The 18,796-nt window shown below is 68.3% G+C and carries 18 protein-coding genes; 10 read left to right on the top strand and 8 right to left on the bottom strand.

The window, feature by feature from the left end:
- Positions 1–106 precede the first annotated feature (106 nt).
- From ON38_RS32680 to ON38_RS32645, 8 genes are all read right to left on the bottom strand, one after another.
- Positions 107–2,524: a xanthine dehydrogenase family protein molybdopterin-binding subunit gene (locus ON38_RS32680; protein WP_083873290.1), complete on the bottom strand. Its 2,418-nt coding sequence runs from the start codon at positions 2,522–2,524 to the stop codon at positions 107–109.
- Positions 2,521–3,069 (bottom strand): (2Fe-2S)-binding protein, encoded by a 549-nt coding sequence (locus ON38_RS32675; protein ID WP_051165577.1) that lies wholly within the window; start codon positions 3,067–3,069, stop codon positions 2,521–2,523. Before ON38_RS32675 ends, ON38_RS32680 begins: the two co-directional genes overlap by 4 nt.
- Positions 3,062–3,937 carry an FAD binding domain-containing protein gene (locus tag ON38_RS32670; RefSeq protein WP_039829138.1) on the bottom strand — a complete coding sequence of 292 codons (876 nt, stop codon included), beginning with the start codon at positions 3,935–3,937 and terminating at the stop codon, positions 3,062–3,064. Before ON38_RS32670 ends, ON38_RS32675 begins: the two co-directional genes overlap by 8 nt.
- Positions 3,937–4,758, bottom strand: coding sequence for an ABC transporter ATP-binding protein (locus tag ON38_RS32665; protein ID WP_051165576.1), 822 nt, complete (start codon positions 4,756–4,758; stop codon positions 3,937–3,939). Before ON38_RS32665 ends, ON38_RS32670 begins: the two co-directional genes overlap by 1 nt.
- Positions 4,751–5,674: an ABC transporter permease gene (locus ON38_RS32660; RefSeq protein WP_245564492.1), complete on the bottom strand. Its 924-nt coding sequence runs from the start codon at positions 5,672–5,674 to the stop codon at positions 4,751–4,753. Before ON38_RS32660 ends, ON38_RS32665 begins: the two co-directional genes overlap by 8 nt.
- On the bottom strand, positions 5,650–6,441 hold the full coding sequence (locus ON38_RS32655; protein ID WP_039829137.1) for an ABC transporter permease: 792 nt from the start codon (positions 6,439–6,441) through the stop codon (positions 5,650–5,652). Before ON38_RS32655 ends, ON38_RS32660 begins: the two co-directional genes overlap by 25 nt.
- A gap of 1 nt (position 6,442) precedes the next feature.
- Positions 6,443–7,414 carry an ABC transporter substrate-binding protein gene (locus ON38_RS32650; protein ID WP_039829136.1) on the bottom strand — a complete coding sequence of 324 codons (972 nt, stop codon included), beginning with the start codon at positions 7,412–7,414 and terminating at the stop codon, positions 6,443–6,445.
- Positions 7,415–7,722: 308 nt separating this feature from the next.
- Positions 7,723–8,265: a MarR family winged helix-turn-helix transcriptional regulator gene (locus tag ON38_RS32645; RefSeq protein ID WP_039829135.1), complete on the bottom strand. Its 543-nt coding sequence runs from the start codon at positions 8,263–8,265 to the stop codon at positions 7,723–7,725.
- A gap of 222 nt (positions 8,266–8,487) precedes the next feature.
- Here ON38_RS32645 and ON38_RS32640 point away from each other — a divergent pair, with 222 nt between their 5' ends.
- From ON38_RS32640 to ON38_RS32595, 10 genes are all read left to right on the top strand, one after another.
- On the top strand, positions 8,488–9,627 hold the full coding sequence (locus tag ON38_RS32640) for an XdhC family protein (RefSeq protein WP_051165574.1): 1,140 nt from the start codon (positions 8,488–8,490) through the stop codon (positions 9,625–9,627).
- Between the two features lie 73 nt (positions 9,628–9,700).
- Positions 9,701–10,384 carry a TetR/AcrR family transcriptional regulator gene (locus ON38_RS32635; RefSeq protein ID WP_051165573.1) on the top strand — a complete coding sequence of 228 codons (684 nt, stop codon included), beginning with the start codon at positions 9,701–9,703 and terminating at the stop codon, positions 10,382–10,384.
- Positions 10,385–10,500: 116 nt separating this feature from the next.
- Positions 10,501–11,703 carry an ABC transporter substrate-binding protein gene (locus ON38_RS32630; RefSeq protein ID WP_039829133.1) on the top strand — a complete coding sequence of 401 codons (1,203 nt, stop codon included), beginning with the start codon at positions 10,501–10,503 and terminating at the stop codon, positions 11,701–11,703.
- Positions 11,700–12,575 (top strand): branched-chain amino acid ABC transporter permease, encoded by an 876-nt coding sequence (locus tag ON38_RS32625; RefSeq protein WP_039829132.1) that lies wholly within the window; start codon positions 11,700–11,702, stop codon positions 12,573–12,575. The genes ON38_RS32630 and ON38_RS32625 overlap by 4 nt, the downstream gene beginning before the upstream one ends.
- Positions 12,575–13,567 (top strand): branched-chain amino acid ABC transporter permease, encoded by a 993-nt coding sequence (locus tag ON38_RS32620; protein WP_039829130.1) that lies wholly within the window; start codon positions 12,575–12,577, stop codon positions 13,565–13,567. The genes ON38_RS32625 and ON38_RS32620 overlap by 1 nt, the downstream gene beginning before the upstream one ends.
- Positions 13,568–13,572: 5 nt before the next feature.
- Positions 13,573–14,358 carry an ABC transporter ATP-binding protein gene (locus ON38_RS32615; protein ID WP_039829233.1) on the top strand — a complete coding sequence of 262 codons (786 nt, stop codon included), beginning with the start codon at positions 13,573–13,575 and terminating at the stop codon, positions 14,356–14,358.
- Positions 14,355–15,056, top strand: a complete 702-nt coding sequence (locus tag ON38_RS32610; protein WP_039829129.1) for an ABC transporter ATP-binding protein — start codon at positions 14,355–14,357, stop codon at positions 15,054–15,056. The genes ON38_RS32615 and ON38_RS32610 overlap by 4 nt, the downstream gene beginning before the upstream one ends.
- Positions 15,056–16,669: a class I adenylate-forming enzyme family protein gene (locus ON38_RS32605; RefSeq protein ID WP_051165572.1), complete on the top strand. Its 1,614-nt coding sequence runs from the start codon at positions 15,056–15,058 to the stop codon at positions 16,667–16,669. Before ON38_RS32610 ends, ON38_RS32605 begins: the two co-directional genes overlap by 1 nt.
- Positions 16,644–17,492 (top strand): mycofactocin-coupled SDR family oxidoreductase, encoded by an 849-nt coding sequence (locus ON38_RS32600; protein ID WP_039829128.1) that lies wholly within the window; start codon positions 16,644–16,646, stop codon positions 17,490–17,492. The genes ON38_RS32605 and ON38_RS32600 overlap by 26 nt, the downstream gene beginning before the upstream one ends.
- A gap of 172 nt (positions 17,493–17,664) precedes the next feature.
- Complete coding sequence (locus tag ON38_RS32595) at positions 17,665–18,627, top strand: alpha/beta hydrolase (RefSeq protein ID WP_083873289.1); 963 nt, start codon at positions 17,665–17,667, stop codon at positions 18,625–18,627.
- The last annotated feature ends 169 nt before the right edge of the window (positions 18,628–18,796 follow it).

Raw genomic sequence — 18,796 nt, 5'->3', positions numbered from 1 at the left:
GCGGTCGGCAGAAACCGCAGTATACGCGGAGGTATCCCCTCATCATGCCCCTTCGGAAACGGTTGTACGCGGACAGCGGAGGCCGCGGCGCCGGAGGGGGCCCGCCTCATCGCGCCCCCTCCGCTCCACGCGCGGCGATCGCCTCGTAGACCCGCTGCGGTGACAGCGGGAGCTCGGTGAGCTGTACGCCCACCGCGTCGGCGACGGCCTGGGCGATGGCACTGGCGACAGGTAGCATCCCGCCCTCCCCCATTCCTTTGCTGCCGAACGGTCCCGCGCCGTGGCCCTGCTCCTGCGTGATCGAGACGAACCGCTCGGGAACGTCCTCGGCGAGCGGCACCCGGTAGAGCAGTGCCTCGGCATTGAGCAGTTCGCCCTCCGGGTCGTACCGGAGTTCCTCGAACAATGCCTGTCCCAGCCCGAACACCGCTGCTCCTTCGTCCTGACCGCGGCACGCGATCTTGTTGATGACCTTTCCGGCGTCACCGCTGACCGCCAGTTGCAGCACGGTGATCCGGCCCGTTTCGGGGTCGACCTCCACTTCGGCGGCCGCCCAGCCGATCTCCCAGAACACACACGGTGCCTCGAGCGGTGCCCGGTGATCGTTGCGCGCCTTGTGGAAACCGTCGGCGGAGAACTCGAAGCCGGTGTTCCCGAAGACGTCCATGATCATCGGGAAAAGATCGTGCGCGGTCCCATCGGGTGTGTGCACATGCCAGTTGACGAGCTCGAGCACCGCGGGATCGACGGCGAGTTGCGCACCGGCCCAGTCGAGTACCTCGTCCCGGAGCTTCTCGGCCGCCGTACGCACCGCCTGTCCCATCACCGCGACTCCCGAGGACGCGTTGGTCCCCTGATCGAACGGGGTGTTGTCGGTGTCGATGCGCGCGTAGGCCACCCGGGCGGGGTCACAGCGCAATACCTCGGCGACCAGTTGCGCCATCGCGGAGTGCCCGCCCTGCCCCATCTCGGTGAGCGCGCAGTTGAGCAGGACGTCGCCCCGCGTGGTGACCTTGATCCTGGCCATCGCCGGTTTGTTGATACCGCCGCCGTCCTTGACGCCGACCGACACGCCCATCCCTCGGTTCCCGGTGCGAGCACGCCCGTGGTAACCGATCGCCTCGGCCACCAGCCGCATCCCTTCCGCGAGGTCGGAGTCGATCCCGGACTCGCCCGGCACGAACTCCTCACCGAGCGCCTTGAGGTTGCGCACCCGCAGTTCGTAGGGATCCAGTCCGAGGCGATCCGCGATCAGATCCACTTGGCGCTCACTGGCCCAGGTGGCCTGGGTGCCGCCGAATCCCCGGTAGGCCCCGGCCGGCACGGTATTGGTGGTGACGACCTTGCACACCGAATCGATATGCTGCCAGCGGTACGCGCCGGGCATCCGGTAGCCGGCCTTCTCCGCGACCGCCGGACTGTGCTCGGCATAGGCACCGCCGTTGAGCAGCACCGTCGACTGCCGTGCCACGAACGTACCGTCGGCCCGCACACCCGATTTCACGATGAGCGTCGCCGCGTGCTGCGAGACCGTGAGGAACACCTCCTCGGTGGTCATACAGAACCGGACCGGACGCCCGCCGCTGAGCTGGGACAGCCGGATCGCGACCGGATCGGCCTTGGGCCCGTTCTTCGCGCCGAAACCACCGCCGATCAAGGGGACGTGGACGCGGATCCGGTTCTCCGGCAGCCCGAACACGCGCGCGAGTTCCTTGCGCAGGTTGAACGGCGCCTGCGTCGAGGTCCACACCTCGATCTCGTCGGCGCTCGCCTCGGCGACGGTCACGAACGGTTCGAGATGCATATGGTTCATCCGCGAGAACTCGAAGGTGTCCTCGAAGATGTGGTCGCACGTCTGCCAGACGTCGGGCGAGCCGGTGCGGTACCGGAACTCGTAGCTCACGTTCGGTTCGCTGCGCAACGACGCCGACGCGCCCTGCCCGTACTTCGGGATCACGCCGAACGGTTCGTCCGGATGGATGACCGGCGCCGATTCCGCGAGCGCCGCGTCGACGGTGAACACCGCCGGCAGCACCTCGTACTCGACCCGGATGAGGTCCAGTGCCGCAAGGGCGGTGCGCTCGTCGACGGCGGCGACCGCGGCCACCACGTCACCGACATATCGGACGACACCGGTCGCGACCACCGGCTGGTCCTTGACCATCGTCCCGTAGCACTGCAGGCCCTCGATCTCGTCCTGGGTCACGATCGCGGTGACACCCGGCAGCGCCCGCGCGGCCGCGGTGTCGATGGAGACGATGCGGGCGTGCGCGTGCGGACTGCGCAGCACCTTCGCGTGCAGCATGCCCGGGCGCACGATATCGGCACCGTACACGGCCCGTCCGGTCACCTTTGCCGTCGCGTCCGCACGCGGGCCGTCCCGGCCGACCACCCGATGTCCCGCTGGTGCCGTGAGCAACTCGTGGATCCGGTACCCGCCGACCGTTTCCCCGTCGTCGACCAGGTGGGTGTGCGCCTGCACCGGCGGGCCGGAGGCCGCCGGCCGATCCGATACCGCCGTCATTCGCGATCCCCCTCCTGCGCGGCCGTCAGTTCCGCCGCGCGTTCGACGGATTCCATGATCATTTCGTAGCCGGTGCAGCGGCAGGTGTTCGAACTGATCCATTCGCGAATGGTGCCGCGGTCGGGCCGGGGTTCCCGGCGCAGCAGACCGGTGGTCAGCATCAGCATCCCGGAGGTGCAGAAACCGCACTGGTAACCACCGCATTCCGCGAACGCCCGCTGCTGTGGCGAAAGCGTTCCGTCCGCGTCCGTCAGTCCTTCGACCGTCTCCACGGCGGCGCCGTCGACCGCGAACGCGAATGTCGAACAGGAGGCGACCGGCACATCGTCGACGAGTACCGTGCAGGCTCCGCAGACTCCGCGCTCACACGAACGCCGCACGCCCCGGCAGCCGAAGTCGTCGCGCAGGATATCGAGCAGGACCGCGCTGGAATCGATTCTGCAGTGCTGTTTCTCGCCGTTCAGGCTGAACTCTATCGAGGTGTCGAGTGTGCTCGGTGGAGCTTGTGCGCCGGCCGGTTTCGTCTCGGCTTCGGAATCACACATACGGTCGGTCCTCACGCTGGGGAGTGGCAGCGGCTGCCTCGTGGAGCAGCCTTCGGGTCAGCACGGTGACGAGGTGCCTGCGGTACTCGGCGGACCCGGTGTAATCGCCGATATCGTCCGGGAGTTGCGCGGCGAGGGCCGCGGCGGTGGGCACCGCGTCGATACCGGCCACCGAGACGGCCCCGGTATCGAGGCGCAGCGAGATACCGCGGCGGTACTCCGAACCCGCGGTGGCGTGGACCGCCAGGGTGGCGCCGGCACCCCGCCGGATCGCGAGCGCGACCGTCGTGGTGGGGCGCATCGAGCGCTCGTAGCCGAACCACACCAGATCCGCGGTGGGCACCTCGATACCGGTGAGCAGCGCGGTGGTTTCGTCGGTCCACAGTTCGCCGGGCGCGAGAGCGCGGTCGTCGGAGAACGACAACCGGGCATCGAGGGCACCCAGGAGCAGCGGCATCTCGTAGCGATGCCGCCGGGCCATCAGATTCCCGCCGACCGTGCCGGTGTAGCGGATCCGGACGGTGGCGATCCGCGACCATGCCGCCGCGAGTCCGGGGATCGCCGCGGCCACGGTCGCGCTGGTCGCGCCCTCGTGATGAGTGACCATCGGACCGAGGCGCAGTACATCACCGTGATGAGTGATCCCTTTCAGTCCCGCCACTTTCCGGAGCGATACCAGCGCCGCGGGAGCACAGCCCTCCCGGATGGCGGCGACGAGATCGCTGCACCCGGCACCGATCACCGCCTCCGGGTCGGCGGCGAGCACCGCCGTCACCTCGGCGACCGATTCGGGGCGGTAGAGCCGGAACGGCGCGAGAGCCGATTGACTCTGCGCGACGATTCCGGATCCGTCGACCGTGGCCCGCATCAGCGCGACCTGCTCACAACCGATTCGCGCGCGCCCTCGGCTGCCACGCCCTCACCGCGCAGCAGCCTCGTCACGTGCGAACGGATCTCGACGAATCGCGGGTCCGTCTTGGTGGTGATGTGATCGCGCGGCCGCGGCAGATCGACCTCGATCGTCTCGGCCACGACGCTCGGCGGTTTCGACAGCACGATGATGTGATCGGCGAGGTAGACACTTTCGTCGATATCGTGGGTGACGACCAGGACGGTGATCCCGAGCCTGGCCTGGATCATCAGGAGCAGGTCCTCGAGTTCGGCGCGGGTCTGGGCGTCGACCGAGGCGTAGGGCTCGTCCATGAGCAGCAGCTTCGGATGGCTGGCCAGCGCGCGGGCGATGGCGACGCGCTGCTGCATACCGCCCGACATCTGCCAGGGGTAGAGCTTCTCCTTGCCGGAGAGACCGACCGCGTCGATGGCTTCCTGGACCCGGGCGGCACGCTCGGTCCGCGGTAGATGGTCGAGCGGGAACGCGATGTTCTTGTCCACCCGCATCCACGGGAACAGCGAGCGCGCGTAGTCCTGGAACACCATGGCCAGGCCGTCGGGTACGCCGGACACCTGCCGCCCGTCGAAGGTGACCGCACCCGTCGTCGGTACATCGAGTCCGCTGATGATCCGCAGCAGGGTCGACTTGCCGCAGCCGGAGGGCCCGACGATCACGCTGACCTTTCCGGCCGGGGCGTCGGCGGTGATATCCCGGACCGCGAGATTGGTTCCGTAGGACTTCGAGATGCCGGTGAGGACCAGCTCCGCGGACGTGGTCGTCACATCTGTACTAGTCATTTTGCTGAGTCACTCCTCGGTGCCAGGCCAACGCCCGCCGTTCGGCGAACACGAAGATGAAATTGAGGGCGACGCCCAGGGCGGCCAGCACGATCAGGACCGACCAGAATCCGGTGTAGTCGAAGTCGCGCTGCGACCGGATCAGGAGATATCCGAGACCGTTCTCGGCCTTCTGCAATTCGGAGATGATCATGATGATGAGCGACAGCGACATCGCGGTCCGCACACCGGCGAATACCTTCGGTCCCGCGCCGGGCAGGATGATCTGCGTCAGGACTTTCCAGCGCGAGATCTTGAACACCGCGGCCGCCTGCATCCGTCCGGTCCCCACGCTCTGCACACCGTCGATCGTGTTGAACAGGATGGGCCAGACCACGGAGAACGCGATGAGGAAGACCTTCGGACTGTCTCCCGTGCCGAACAGGAAGAAGAACACCCCCAGCAGGGCCGGGCTGGGCAGCGACCGCCCGAGGTGGATGAGCGGCTGGAACAGGGCCGTGAGCACCGGCACGATACCCAGCGCGACGCCCAGCGCGACCCCGATCACGACGGCCAGCAACAGTCCCGCCATCGCACGGTAGACACTGGGGAAGGAATGGTCGAAGGTCGCGTCGCCGAGGAAGAGCCGGCCGGCATCGGCGCTGAAGAAGTCGGTGAAGACCCGTTCGAACGCCTCGAACGGCGGCGCCACGATCAGCGAGCCGACCTCCGACTGCGACAGCCCCCACCACGCGAGGAGGATCAGTAGCGGAACCAGCAGCCGGATGCCCGTGTTGCCCAGCAGCGCCGGCAAGGATCCACGGGTACGCGCGGCCGAGGCGAGCGCGGCGGACTTCGGACCCGTCCGGACGGCCGGCGCGGCGAGTCCCGCGTCGTCGGTCGATGCGACCATCACTGGGCCAGCCCTTTCTTCCATGCGAACACCTTGTTGTCGAGGGCGGTGAAGACGGTGCTCACCGTCAGGCCGAGGATCCCGGCCACCAGCGTCGCGGCGTAGACCGTGTCGAGATTGGTGGCGTTGGCGCTGTTGAGCAGGATGTAACCGCCGATCCCCTGCCCGTTGCCGATCAGCAGTTCCGCGCTGACGGCGACGATGAGCCCGATCGACGCGGCGATCCGGATTCCGGTGAACGCGAAGGGAAGCGCGCTGGGAATCTTGATGCGGCGCAGGATCTCGATACCCGAGAGCCCGAAGGTCCGGGCCGTCTGCACGGCGGTGGCGTCGGTGGCGCGGACGCCGTACAGGGTGTTCAGCAGGATCGGCCACATACAGGCCAGCGCCACCGTGATCGAGAGCGGCAACATTCCCGAACCGAGCAGCAGCACCAGGACCGGGCCCAACGCGACCGAGGGCAGCACCCGGAAGACCTCGACCGGAAGTTCGAAGGCGAGGAACACCTTCGCGAAGGCGCCCATCAGACCGCCGAGTACCATCCCGGCAACGGTCGCGATCAGCAGGCCGAGCATCCATTCGCGGAGGGTGAATCCCACCTCCTGCCAGAAGGTCTGGTCGCCGAACAGGGCACCGGCCTCCGCCAGCACCCGGCTCGGAACGGGCAACCCGGGCGTGGAGATCATCCCGGTCCGGATGACCACTTCGGTCAGCGCCGCCGTCCCGAGCACGCCTGCGATCCCGTAGGCGATCTGCTGCTTGCGGCCGAGCGGCTCACTGAGGAGATTCATCTCAGTCCTCGAGTGTGATGAGGTGTGGGGTGACGTCGAAGCCCTCGGGGATCCGCCCCTGGGCGGCGAGCATCTCGGCAACCGACTGCATCTTCGCCGGATCCATACTCGACGCGAAGATCGGCAGCGACATCGACTGGGCCACCTGCGCGGGGACCTTCGCGACACCGGGCAGCCAGCTGCGGAAATCGGCCTCGTGGGCCGAGATATCGGCTCCCGCGGCATAGATCGCGCGCGCGAACGCCGCGGTGGTGTCCGGGTTCGCGTCCACGAAATCGTCGCCCGCGACGAAGATCGAGGCCGGCAGTGCGTTGTTGGTGCCCGTCGTGAGGTCCGCGATCTCCCGCATCCCGGCGCCGCGCGCGGCCGACGAGAACGGCTCGGGGGCGTACCCGACGTCGATCGAGCCGGCCTGCACACCGGGCAGCATCTCGGGGAACGGCACCTCGACATACCGCGGCTCGATATCGACGCCCTGGTCGGCCGCGAGGTTGCCGATGGTGACATCGCCGATGTTGTTGGTGGTGTTCACACCGACGGTCTTGCCGTCGATATCGGCCAGCGATCGGATCGGCGAATCCGGCTTCACATAGAGGATCCCGCTGCCGTCACCGAGCGAGGCCGTATGCGCGACGGTCGTGATGGGCGTCTTGCGGGATTGCGCGATCGCCGCGGAGATCGAGTTGGCGATGCTGAAGTCGAGTTCCCCCGAGGCGACCTTCTGGATGCCGATGGGGCCACCCTGGATCGGCTCGAGCGTCACCGTGAGCCCCTCCTTCTCGAAGTAGCCCTTCTCGTCCGCCCAGTACACCGCCGCATAGTCGGCCAGCGGCAGCACGCCCACCGAGACCTCGGTCTGCTCGAGTGTGCCGTCGGTGGCCGCGGCGGCGCGCTCGTCCGAACCGCTGCACGAGCTCAGAACCAAGGCGGAGCCGGCCAGCAGGGCCGCGGCCGCGAGGCGGATTGTCGTCATGAACGTCTCCTGTCGGGACGATGGTGGCGACCGGGCTGGATTCCACCGCGGTTGCCGAACATCTTGGCTGCAAGAGATTTGTACTTCCTTACCGCTAAGAGGTCAACGGCCACCGGGGGGCGAATTCGATGATTAACAGGGGGTTAACCCCACTGGAACCCATCGACACGAGCGTAGAGATGCAGGTCACACCCCGGTTTCGAGCGTGACGGCGACCACAGAAATTGCCGGAAAGGTTTCACGAAGAAGCCCCCGAAAACGACGAACGCTCCCAGATCGTGAGATCCGGGAGCGCGCAGAGCACACGCTCAGGCGGTGCGATCGACCGCGGAGCCCTCCCCCGCCGGCACCGCGGCCATCCGCAGCGAGCCTTCCAGCACCGTGAGCAGCCCCGCCAGCTGAGCCCTCTGGTCGGAGTCCAGGCCCACCAGCATGTGCGCCAGTTCGGCGAAATGCGCGTCAGCGACCCGGTCCACGAGATCACGCCCCGCATCGGACAGGGTCACATAGACCACCCGGGCATCCTCGGGGTCGCGTTCGCGCAGTACCAGCCCGGCCTCTTCCAGCCTGTTGACCCGCAGCGTCAGCCCACCCGTCGTGACGAGCGTCTGCTTCGCCAGCTCACCCGCCGTACGCCGGAACTCCGGCTCCGCGCGGCGCAGGCACGCCAGGACATCGAACCCCGCCTCATTGGTGCCGAACTGCTCGAACACACCGTTGATCCGGGAGCGATAGAGCAGGAAGCTGCGATGCATACGCCCGAAGATCTCCAATGCGGAGACATCGAGTTCGGGCCGCGACTGGGCCCATTGCCGGATGATCTCGCCGACACCGTCCGAGTTTTCCGTCACTGCCCCTGCCACAACCCATCTCTCGTCGCCCACCGACTTACCTTTGCGCAAAGGTACTGTACGATCTTTTCTATCATCCCACCAGCGCGGGACTCCGGCGATCGTCTCGCCGGGACAACTCGGTCGCGGACGCGACGCGAACGCCGACGGCGGCCACCGGCCGCGAACCGCGTACCGGTCGACGGTACGCGGACCGGCACGACAAGGCAGAGGATAGTCCGGATGCACGAGGTGCTGAACACGGTGGCCCGATGGCACGCGGCCGGAATCGACTGCGCCCTGGCGACAATCATCGGATCGGAGGGCTCGATTCCGCGGCCCGTCGGCACCGTGATGGCCGTCGCGCGAGACGGGACCGTCGTCGGCAGCATCTCGGGTGGCTGCATCGAGAGCGATATCTTCCATCTCGCCACCGAGGTGATGGACACCGGGAAAGCGACCGTCCGCCGGTACGCGGTCGACGATGCCGGCGCCGGATCCGCCGCGTTGATGTGTGGCGGCTCGATGGATGTCCTCATCCACCATGCGGGCCCGACGGATATCCCCGGCCTCACGCTGGTCGCGGACAGCGTCGCGGCGGGCCGGCCGGTCGCGACGGCGACCGTCGTCTCCGCGGGCCCCCACCTGGGCAGGTCGATCGTCACGACCGGCGCCTCCTGGACCGGCACCTGCGGCGACCCACTCCTGGACCAGGCAGTCCTGGCCCGGGCCGCCCGCCACCTCGACGCCGGCACAGCGACGACGGTTCGGCTGGGCGAGACCGGGGACTGCGCCGAAAACGCACTCTCGGTGATGATCTCGTCCATCGCACGCCCACCGAGCATGCTGGTGTTCGGCGCGGTGGACTTCGCCCACGCGCTCGTCCGTGCGGCGAAACTCCTGGGGTACTCGGTGACGCTGTGTGACGCCCGGCCGGTTTTCGCGACTCCCGAACGCTTCCCGGAAGCCGACGAAGTGATTGTGATGTGGCCGCAGGACTACCTGAAGCAGACGGCGATCACACCGTCCACCGCCATCTGCGTGCTCACCCACGATCCGCGCTTCGACGTTCCGGCCCTCGAAATCGCCCTGCGATCCGACGCGGGCTACGTGGGCGCGATGGGCAGCCGGCGGACACATAACGACCGAGTGGAACGCCTCCGCGGCGCCGGGGTGACCGAAGCCGAGCTGAGCCGGCTGTCCTCCCCGATAGGTCTCGATCTGGGCGCCGCGACACCGGAGGAGACCGCCGTCTCCATTCTCGCGGAGGTCATCGCCCTGCGCCGCGGTGGCAGCGGAATGCCGCTCGGACGTATGGCGGGTCCGATACACCCACCGGAACCCGACCCGACGGGCAGCCGAGTTCTCCGAATGCAGCGGTAGGGGCCGACATGGCGCGCATCCATCTCCAAGAGGCCGCTCGACAGGTGTGGTCGTCGACGGTAAGCATAGGCGGATGGTGAGCCGCCGAGATCAGATCAAACGCGTTGCTGCCGGGCTTTTCGTGGAGCGCGGCGTGGCGGGGACCAGCGTCCGGGATATCGCCGAGGGTGTCGGGATGCTGTCCGGCAGCCTCTACCATCACTTCCCGTCCAAGGACGCGATCGCGTTCGCGATCCTCGACGATTTCCTCACCGACCTGAACGCCCGCTACCGATCCGTGCTGCCGCACGTGAGCGGGATGCGGGAAGAGTTGCGCGCCCTGGTTCATTCCTCGATCGAAATCGCCGAGGCGCATCCGTACGCGACCGAGATCTATCAGAACGAGAAGGCCTACCACGGCCCCGGCGCCCCCGAGGCCATCGCGAGCGCGGTCCGGGAGGCGCATACTTTCTGGATCGATGCCGCGACCAGGGCCAGTACGTGTGGTGAACTGCGCGCCGGGCTCGACCCGGTCGAGTTCGCGCGAATGCTCCGCGAGGGCGTGTGGTGGTCGATCCGATACCACCGGGAGCAGCTGTCCCAGCGGCGCGACGAGGTGACCGACACCGTGGTGGCCGCGTTCGTCGATGGCGGCGCCGCACCGGCCACCCGCCCGCGCGGCGCCGCGGTGGACGACGCAGCGGCGATCACCGAGCGGCTCGATCGCATCGAGCGACGACTGGAGGATCTGACGAAACACCTGGTCGGCGAGTCGTAAACCGCTCTCGCGCGGCCCTGCTCATCCCAAACCGTTGACAGAATCAGTGGCGCAGGACACACTCTCAAGCAATTGCTTGGCTATGGCCAAGCACATGCTTGATTGGTGGTGGTCTCATGAGACGTACCCGGATACTTTCCTGGGTACTGGCCGCGGCTCTGCTGCCGGTGGGATGCGCTCAGGTCCGGGAACCGGTGGACGACTACATCGTCATCGGCATGGACGAGGATTCGACCGGACCGGGCGCGTCGTATTCGACGATCGCCGGAGATACCGTGCGCGCGACAGTGGATCGGCTCAATGCCACGGGCGGCATCGCCGGCAAAGAGGTCCGGCTGGTGGTGGAGAACGACGAGAGCAGTCCGACCAGCACCCCGTCCATCATCCGTAAGCTGGTCGACCGGGGCGCCTCCGCCGTCATCCTGGCCACCGGCAGCGGATCGGCGTTACAGGCCAAACAGATCTCACAATCCACCGAGGTCGTCACCATCGCGCCCACCGCCCTGACCGACGCGGTCGCCGGGCCGCCCGGTAACGAGTTCGCCTATATGGTCCCCAATCCGCTGGCCCAGTACGCCGATGTCTACTGCGGTGCCTTCGCCGCGCAAGGCCGGAAGCGGCTCGGTGTGCTCGCCGATTCGAGTCCGGCGATCGCGGGCATCCTCGATACGCTCTCCCCGAAGCTGCGCGGGTGCATCGATATCGTCGGCACCCAGAAGGCGGCCGTCGACACGGCTGATCTCACCGCCGGAGTGAGCCGGCTGCTCGACAGTGACCCCGACGTCGTGCTCGTGGCGAGCGTCGGCGGAAACTTCGAACTGCTGGCGCAGAACACGGTGCATCGCCTGGCGCCGGGCCTGCAACGGTTCTCGCTGGCATCGATCGGCAACCAGCCGCGGTCGTGGAAGCTCGCCGCGCCCGGATCGCTCGACGGCCTGGTCTATATGGGCAGCCTGAGCGACGACAACCCGCGGACCATCGAATTACAGAACTGGCTGCGCACGGTCAAGGGGCCGAATTACTCCCTCACCGCGTACGACGCCCAAGCCCACGACTCGGTGATGTTGCTCGCGCGGGCGATCGAACTCGCCGGGACCCATACCGATCGGCAGCGCCTCAACCGGGCCCTGCAACAGGTCCGTGGCGTTCCGGCGAGTTTCGGCCAGGCGCCGCTGACCCTGTCGTTCGCGCCGGACGACCATATCGCCCCGGATTCGGCCTGCGGGCTGGTGCTCATCGAATTCGGTACCGACAATACCCCGGCCGGCCCCTGGGCCGAGTACCAGCCGGAATGCACACCGAAGGGATCCGATCGATGAGCGATCCGCAGTTGTGGCTGGCCGGCGCCGAGATCGGTTGCTTCTTCGCGCTCGTCGCGTTGTCGATCTATTTGGTCGTGGTGGGCGCGTCGTTCTTCAACTTCGCCGCGGGACCGTACGCGATGGCCGCGGGCCTGCTGGCCGGATACGCGTCCGCTCAGTGGGGTGTACCGATCATCGCCGGCGCCGCGCTGGGCGTCGCGGCGGCCGTGGGAATATCACTGGTGACCGAGGTCGTGGTGGTCCGGCCGGTGCAACGCCGGTCCGGCGGCGCCGAACTTCCGGCCCTGGTCGCGGTGACCGCGACGCTGTTCGCCATCCAGCAACTGGCGGGCACGATCTTCGGCCGGACCCCGGTCTCGGTCGCGAACCTGTTGCCGCTGCCGGATTTCCACCTGGGTCCCGTCTCGGTACAGGGCACGACCGCGACCATCATCCTGGCCACGGTGGCGGTCCTGGTGGCCACAGTTCTTTGGTTACGTGCTACGACCACCGGTCGGTTGCTCCGCGCGGTGGGCGACAACCACGACGCGGCCCGGATGATCGGCGTGAACGTCACCCGGGTCCGGTTGTGGGCGTTCGGGCTGTCCGGCGCGATCGCGGGCATCGCGGGAGTGGTCTTCGCGGCGAAATCGGGCGCCCAGTTCACCAGCGGATTGTCCTGGACGCTCACCGGATTCCTGGCACTGGTCGTCGGCGGCACCGGGAGACCGTGGGCGCCGCTGGTCGGCGGACTGGCGCTGGGCTGGGTCCAGGTCTTCGGCAGTTTCTATTTCGGCGCCACCGGCAGTTCGATCGCCATCTTCCTCGTCGCCCTCGTGTTCTTCGCGTTCCGGCCCGAAGGCCTGTTCCAACGAAAGGTGCGTGTGTGATGGCCGTTTCCGCGATCGCGACCACCAAGCCCGCCGCGCGGACCGTACTCGGGGAACTAGGCGAATGCCTCGCCGTCCTCGCCGTGGTACTGCTGTGGATGGGACCGAGCCTGTACCGGCAGGACCTCGTCTTCCTGGCCGCCACTTATTCCCTGGTGGCGCTGGGGATGTACCTGCCCTTCGTGCTCGCCGGGTCGCTGTCCATGGCGTACAGCGCCTATGCGGCCATCGGCGCGTACGCGGTGGCCTACCTCTCGGTGAAACAGGGATTGTCGCCGTGGTGGGGCTGGCTCGTGGGTATGGTGATCGCCGCCGTCGTCGCCCTCGTACTGGCGGTCGCGACCAGGAAGCTCTCGGGTTTCTACCTCGCCGCCGTGACCTTGCTGTTCGCCATCGCGTTCGAGCATTGGCTGGGCGACGCCACCACGCTCACCGGCGGGGCGTCGGGTATCTCCGGTATTCCGGTGCCTTCGCTGTTGGGCTGGGAGCCCCCGCGCTACGCCCAGGTGGTGGCCGCGATCGCGTTCGTGTGCGTGGTCGCGGTGTTCATCGACCGCCTGCGCCGATCGGCCTGGGGTCTGGCCTTGTCCGCGGCGCGTGAGAACGCGCCCGCGGTGCGGTCCACCGGTATCTCCCCCACCCATCTGACCGTGGTCGCCCTGGCCTCCGGCGCGGCGATCGCCTCCACCGGCGGCGCACTGTTCACCGCGTCGGTGCAGGCGGTGACGCCGGAGACCTTCGGCCTGGACCTGGTGTTCCTCGCCATCTTCATGCCGATCATCGGCGGCCGCGGTTCGGCCTGGGGCGCTCCGCTAGGGGCGCTGATCGTCGTCGGTGTCAGCCTGAACATGCCCGGTTACCAGGGCTCGGGTGAGCTGCTGCTGGCGGTGGTCGTGCTGGTCATCCTGTTGCTCGCCCCCGGCGGTGTCATCGGCTGGGCCCGACAGGCCTTCGAGCGGCTCATACCGTCGCGCAATCAGGACAGGAGTTGACAGTGATGGCACCCGCGGATCCCGCGCCCCTGCTGTCGGTGCGGGGTTTGACCAAGCGCTACGGCGGCGTCACCGCTGTGAACCAGGTGAGTTTCGACCTGCCCGCCGGCCGCGTCCTCGGCCTGGTCGGACCCAACGGCGCCGGAAAGACCACCCTGGTCGACTGCATCGTGGGCACGCAATCCGCCGACAGCGGAACAGTGCAGGTGGACGGCCGTGACCTGCCCGCCGGGCCGGCGGCACGTGCGCGAGCAGGACTGGCCCGCACGTTCCAGCACCCGCAGCTGGCCCTGGAACTGACCCCGGTCGAGAACATCGTGCCGGGTATCGTCGGCCGGTCGATCGGTTCCTATGGAGCGTCGGTGCGCGCGTTCCTGCGCGGGCTCGCGGGTACGCCCCGCCCGGTACTCGACACCGCGGCCGCCGTGGCCACGGAATACGGCGTCACCACCGAGCGCGTACCGACGGGCAGCCTCGGGCTGGGCTCCCAGCGGCTCGTGGAAATCGCCCGCGCCATGGCCGCGCGCCCCCGGGTGCTGCTGCTCGACGAGCCCTTCGCCGGATCCGACACCGACGGGATCGCGGCGATCTCCCACGCGGTCCGGCAGGTGCGCGACGCGGGACATTCGGTGGTGCTGGTGGATCACAATGTCGACCTGATCGCCGAACTCGCCGACTCGGTGGTGCTGCTGGCCGACGGCGCCGTGGCATTCACCGGTAGCCCTCAGGACTGTATGCGCAGCGCCGAGATGCGTTCCGTGTACTTCGGTACCACTCAGGAGGCCCGATGATCACCGCGCGCGGAGTCGGCGTCCGCTACGGCAAGGCCGTAGCGGTCCGGGAGACAGCGCTCGAGGCGCGGTCCGGGGAGGTCACGGCGGTGGTCGGGCCTAACGGCGCCGGTAAATCGAGCCTGCTGTCCGCGCTGTTCGGCAGTACCCCGGCGACCGGAACCGTCCTCGTCGACGACGACGATCTCAGTGGTGCGCCCGCCCGGAAAAGGCTGCGCGCCGGGATCGCGTTCGTCCCGCAGGGGCGGCAACTGTTCCCGCGTCTGACGGTCCGGGAGAACCTGGAGATCGGGGCGCGGCTGCTGGGCACCCGCAACGACGTCCTCGATACGGCATTCGAACGCTTCCCGATCCTGCGGACGCGGTCGAAACAGCTCGCGGGTGTCCTCTCCGGCGGCGAACAACAGATGCTGCTGCTCGCCCGGGCCCTGCTGGTACGGCCGCGCGCGCTGCTGCTCGACGAGATGACCACCGGACTCTCCCCCAGGATCGCCGGGGAACTACTCGATCATGTGCGCGGCCTGGCCGATTCGGGAATCACTGTGCTCGTCGCCGAGCCGGCCCTGTACCGGGTGTCCCGGATCGTCGACCGCGGGTACGTCATGATCCGAGGTTCGCTCTCCGCGCCCCAGGACGACACCGACGCACTCGATACCGCCTACCGAGCCGCCATGGGAATGCTCGAGGAAGCTCTGTGATGGAACACGCGCCCCTGGCCGACCTCCCCGGATTCGCGGCGGACCCGGAGGCCTACACCGACTACGCCGTCAGCGACCTGGTCCGCCATTGGGCCCGCACCCGCGCGGACGAACCCGCTTACATCAGTCCGGCCGGGATCACCACCTGGGCCGACTACGACCGCCTCGCCGACCGGGTCTGCGCGGCGCTGCTCGCACTCGGCGAAATACCCGCGGTCGCGGTGTATCTGCCCGACACCGTGGAGTTCCACGCCACGCTCGTCGGCGCCTACCGCGCGGGGGTTCTCGCGGTCGCCGTCGGGGCCCGGTCCGGCCCGGCGGAGGTGGCGCATCTGCTGTCGGCTTCGGGGGCCACCGTGCTCGTGACCGCCCGCGAGAACCGGGGTGTGCCGGTATCGGAGCTGTCGGAAAAACTGCGGGCACGCGACACCGCCCCGGCGCACCTGGTGATCGTCGACGGGCTCCGGGTCGGCAGCGTGCAGCGGGCGAGCCGCCCGGCGCCGGCCCGGGAATTCTCGGTGGACGACGTATGCCTGCTCAACAGCACATCCGGCACCACAGGCCGGCCGAAACTCGTCATGCAGACTCAGCGACGATGGAGTGCGTTCGCCGCGATCGCCTGCCGGAACGCGGAGATGGGTGCTCGGGAGATCGTGGCCGCGTTCGTGCCCGCGCCCTTCGGATTCGGGCTGTGGACCGCACATTTCCTGCCCGCGCTCCTCGGCCGGCCCGCGTTGGTGATGCACCGCTTCGATCCGGCGGTCGCGATCGATCTGATGGCCGAGCACCGCGCCACGATCCTCGCCTGTGTGAGCACCCAGTTCCGGATGATGCTGCAGACCCCGGATCGGGCCGTATCCCGCGCCGATGCGCTGCGGGTCATGTTCACCGGCGGTGAGGCCGTGCCCTACGCGGAGGCCCGGCGTTTCGAAGAAGCCACCGGCGCGCTGGTACTCCAGTTCTACGGCTCCAACGAAACCGGCGCGGCGAGCGCGACCACCGTCCACGACGACGACGAAACCCGGCTCGGCACCGGTGGCCGACTCATCGAGGCGATGAATGTCCGCATCCTCGACGACGGTACGGCCGGTCCGGGGGTCCGGCGCGGGCAACCGGCGGTTCGCGGGCCGCTCATGTCCCCCGGCTACTGGAACGACGACGCCGCGAACGCCGAACTCTTCACCGACGACGGCTGGATCCGGCTCGGCGATATCGTCGAAGTCGACGACTCCGATCGGCTGCGCGTGGTCGGCCGCCTGGCGGATCTGATCATCCGGGGCGGCAAGAACATCTCCGCACTGGAAGTAGAGGATTTCATCCGCGAACATCCCGCGGTGGAAATGGTCGCCGCGGTCGGCGTACCCGATCCGCTGTTCGGGGAGCGGCTGTGCGCGGCGGTGACACTGGCTCCGGGTGCGGATCGGCTGTCGCTCGCCGACCTCAACACCTGGCTGCGCGCCCAGGGCATCACCCGGGAGTACCTGCCGGAACGGCTGCGCGTGCTGGAGAGCATGCCCTTGGCTCCGGGCGGGAAGATCGCCAAAGCGGAGGTCGGACAGTTGGTCGGGACAAGTGCGGGAGATGACGATGACGGACGACGCAACCAGCGGTGATCTCGGCGGGCGCACGGCGATCGTCACCGGTGCGGCGCGGGGGCAGGGTCGCGCGATCGGCCGGGCCCTGGCGCGACGCGGTGCGACCGTATGGCTCACCGACCTCTGCGCGCCCGGCGATACCGCCCCCTACCCGCTGGCCACCGCGGACGACCTGACCGAAACGGCGCGGCTGATCGCAGCCGACGGCGGCGCCTGCCACACCGGTGTGCTCGATGTCCGCGACTCCGCCGCCGTCACGGCGTTCGCCGGGACCGTGGCCGCACAGACCGGCAGTATCGACATTCTGGTCACATCAGCGGGCATCGTCGGCTTCGCGCCGGTCACCGAACTCTCCGACCCCATGTGGGCCGATATGCTCGCCACCAACCTGACCGGCACCTTCCACTGTCTCCGGGCGGTACTCCCCCATATGACCACCGGCTGGGGTCGCATCGTCGCCATCTCCTCGATGAGCGGCCGTCAGGGCACCCCGAACCTGGCCCACTATTCGGCATCGAAATGGGGCGTGATCGGACTCGTCAAATCCGTCGCCCTCGAGTACGCGGAACGCGGTATCACCGCCAATGTCGTATGCCCGACCAATGTGGACACTCCGATGCTCCACAATCCGGCCCTGTACTCCCTGTTCGCCCCCGATCTCGACAACCCTTCCCGCGACGACGTCGAAGAGCGCTACGCGCGGATGAGCCCCATGCGGATCCCGTGGTGCCCGCCGGAAGCGGTCGCCGACGCGGTCGGCCATCTCGTCGGCGAGAGCGGGCGCTATGTCACCGGAGCGGTGCTGGACGTGGGATTGGGAGGAACGGCCCGGATGCCGTGACCTGCGGTATCGCGAGGCGAGCCGACCGGAAGGTCGTCGCCTCACGAGAGTGAAAAAATCCGGCGATGCTCTGTGCGGCGCGCGGGCGAATCCGGATCGCTTCGGTAGCGTCCTCACCCGACCGGTATCCGAGACCGATGAGGAGTAGCGGGTGCGAACGAGGAGTCGGTGGATGGTGCGCAAGCGGCTGCGGAGAGTCGCTGCGGTGGTTGCGTCGATGGTCCTGACCACCTGTGTGGGCGGGGCAGTGGTCAGCGCGGCCCCGATCGGCACTCCGGTGCTGCGGGCCCCGTCGGGTGGGTACCAAGAACTCTTCGTGCCGTCCGGCATGGGACCGATCAAGGTCCAGGTGCAGTGGGCGGCCCGCGGTGGCAGTGCGGCGCTCTATGTTCTCGACGGCCTCCGCGCACCGGCCGACCACAGTCAGTGGACCAGTGACACCGACGCCCTGCGGCAGTTCGCGGGCGACAATGTCACCCTGGTGTTCCCGGTCGGCGGCCGCTCCAGTTTCTATACCGATTGGTACCGGCCCAGCGGGACGAACGGCCAGACGGAAACGTACAAGTGGGAAACCTTTCTCACCCGTGAACTGCCCGATTTCCTCGCCGGATACGGGGTGTCGCGGACGAACAAGGCCGTTGTCGGCGCCTCCATGGGCGGCGGGGCCGCTCTCACCTTGGCCGCGTACCACCGCGACCAGTTCAAGTTCGCCGGATCGTTCTCCGGATTCCTGAACCCGACCTTCCCCATGTGGAACGAAGCGGTCCGCGCCGCGATGTGGGACGAGGGCCGGTTCAATGTGGACGATATGTGGGGTCCGGTCGGTGACCCGGCCTGGAGCCGCAACGATCCCACCGTGCAGGCCGAACTCCTGCGCGGCCTGCCGATGTACGTTTCGGCCGGCAACGGCAGCCCAGGCGCGCCCGATGTGCCGTTCGGGGTCGGCAACACGGTGAACGCCATGGGATTGGAGGCGACCGCCGCGGTGGGCACCCAGATCTTCCGCGACCGGGTCGCGGCGCTGGGCATCCCCGCGCGTATCGACATCGTCGACGGCACCCACACCTGGCCCTATTGGGGTCGTGCGCTGGCCACCGCCCGCCCGATGATCCTGGACGTACTCGGGGCCCACTGACGTACTTGTCGCGGGTCCCGAGCTCGGTCGCACAGCGCTGCAGACGGCCGGCGGGACCGGGACCCGGCCACAACGGGAGGCCATAGCCACTCGGCCACTGAACCGGCTACTGTCCTCGGCGGCGCCGACGTCGAACTTCACGGCATTCGGCCACCCGACCCGCCACCGA

Origin of the sequence: Nocardia testacea NBRC 100365 (genome assembly GCF_000308775.1) — a bacterium.
GTDB classification, from domain to species: domain Bacteria; phylum Actinomycetota; class Actinomycetes; order Mycobacteriales; family Mycobacteriaceae; genus Nocardia; species Nocardia testacea.
The sequence above is the reverse complement of the archived record's forward strand: the minus strand, read 5'-3'. Positions and strand labels throughout refer to the sequence as shown.

Excerpts from the sequence above, each read along its gene's own strand:
- ON38_RS32605 (WP_051165572.1), top strand. The coding sequence starts at position 15,056 with ATGGAACACGCGCCCCTGGCCGACCTCCCCGGATTCGCGGCGGACCCG.
- ON38_RS32650 (WP_039829136.1), bottom strand. The coding sequence starts at position 7,414 with ATGACGACAATCCGCCTCGCGGCCGCGGCCCTGCTGGCCGGCTCCGCC.
- ON38_RS32630 (WP_039829133.1), top strand. The coding sequence starts at position 10,501 with ATGAGACGTACCCGGATACTTTCCTGGGTACTGGCCGCGGCTCTGCTG.
- ON38_RS32600 (WP_039829128.1), top strand. The coding sequence starts at position 16,644 with ATGACGGACGACGCAACCAGCGGTGATCTCGGCGGGCGCACGGCGATC.
- ON38_RS32670 (WP_039829138.1), bottom strand. The coding sequence starts at position 3,937 with ATGCGGGCCACGGTCGACGGATCCGGAATCGTCGCGCAGAGTCAATCG.
- ON38_RS32615 (WP_039829233.1), top strand. The coding sequence starts at position 13,573 with ATGGCACCCGCGGATCCCGCGCCCCTGCTGTCGGTGCGGGGTTTGACC.
- ON38_RS32655 (WP_039829137.1), bottom strand. The coding sequence starts at position 6,441 with ATGAATCTCCTCAGTGAGCCGCTCGGCCGCAAGCAGCAGATCGCCTAC.
- ON38_RS32620 (WP_039829130.1), top strand. The coding sequence starts at position 12,575 with ATGGCCGTTTCCGCGATCGCGACCACCAAGCCCGCCGCGCGGACCGTA.
- ON38_RS32665 (WP_051165576.1), bottom strand. The coding sequence starts at position 4,758 with ATGACTAGTACAGATGTGACGACCACGTCCGCGGAGCTGGTCCTCACC.
- ON38_RS32610 (WP_039829129.1), top strand. The coding sequence starts at position 14,355 with ATGATCACCGCGCGCGGAGTCGGCGTCCGCTACGGCAAGGCCGTAGCG.
- ON38_RS32660 (WP_245564492.1), bottom strand. The coding sequence starts at position 5,674 with ATGGAAGAAAGGGCTGGCCCAGTGATGGTCGCATCGACCGACGACGCG.
- ON38_RS32675 (WP_051165577.1), bottom strand. The coding sequence starts at position 3,069 with ATGTGTGATTCCGAAGCCGAGACGAAACCGGCCGGCGCACAAGCTCCA.
- ON38_RS32680 (WP_083873290.1), bottom strand. The coding sequence starts at position 2,524 with ATGACGGCGGTATCGGATCGGCCGGCGGCCTCCGGCCCGCCGGTGCAG.
- ON38_RS32595 (WP_083873289.1), top strand. The coding sequence starts at position 17,665 with ATGGTGCGCAAGCGGCTGCGGAGAGTCGCTGCGGTGGTTGCGTCGATG.
- ON38_RS32625 (WP_039829132.1), top strand. The coding sequence starts at position 11,700 with ATGAGCGATCCGCAGTTGTGGCTGGCCGGCGCCGAGATCGGTTGCTTC.
- ON38_RS32635 (WP_051165573.1), top strand. The coding sequence starts at position 9,701 with ATGGTGAGCCGCCGAGATCAGATCAAACGCGTTGCTGCCGGGCTTTTC.
- ON38_RS32640 (WP_051165574.1), top strand. The coding sequence starts at position 8,488 with ATGCACGAGGTGCTGAACACGGTGGCCCGATGGCACGCGGCCGGAATC.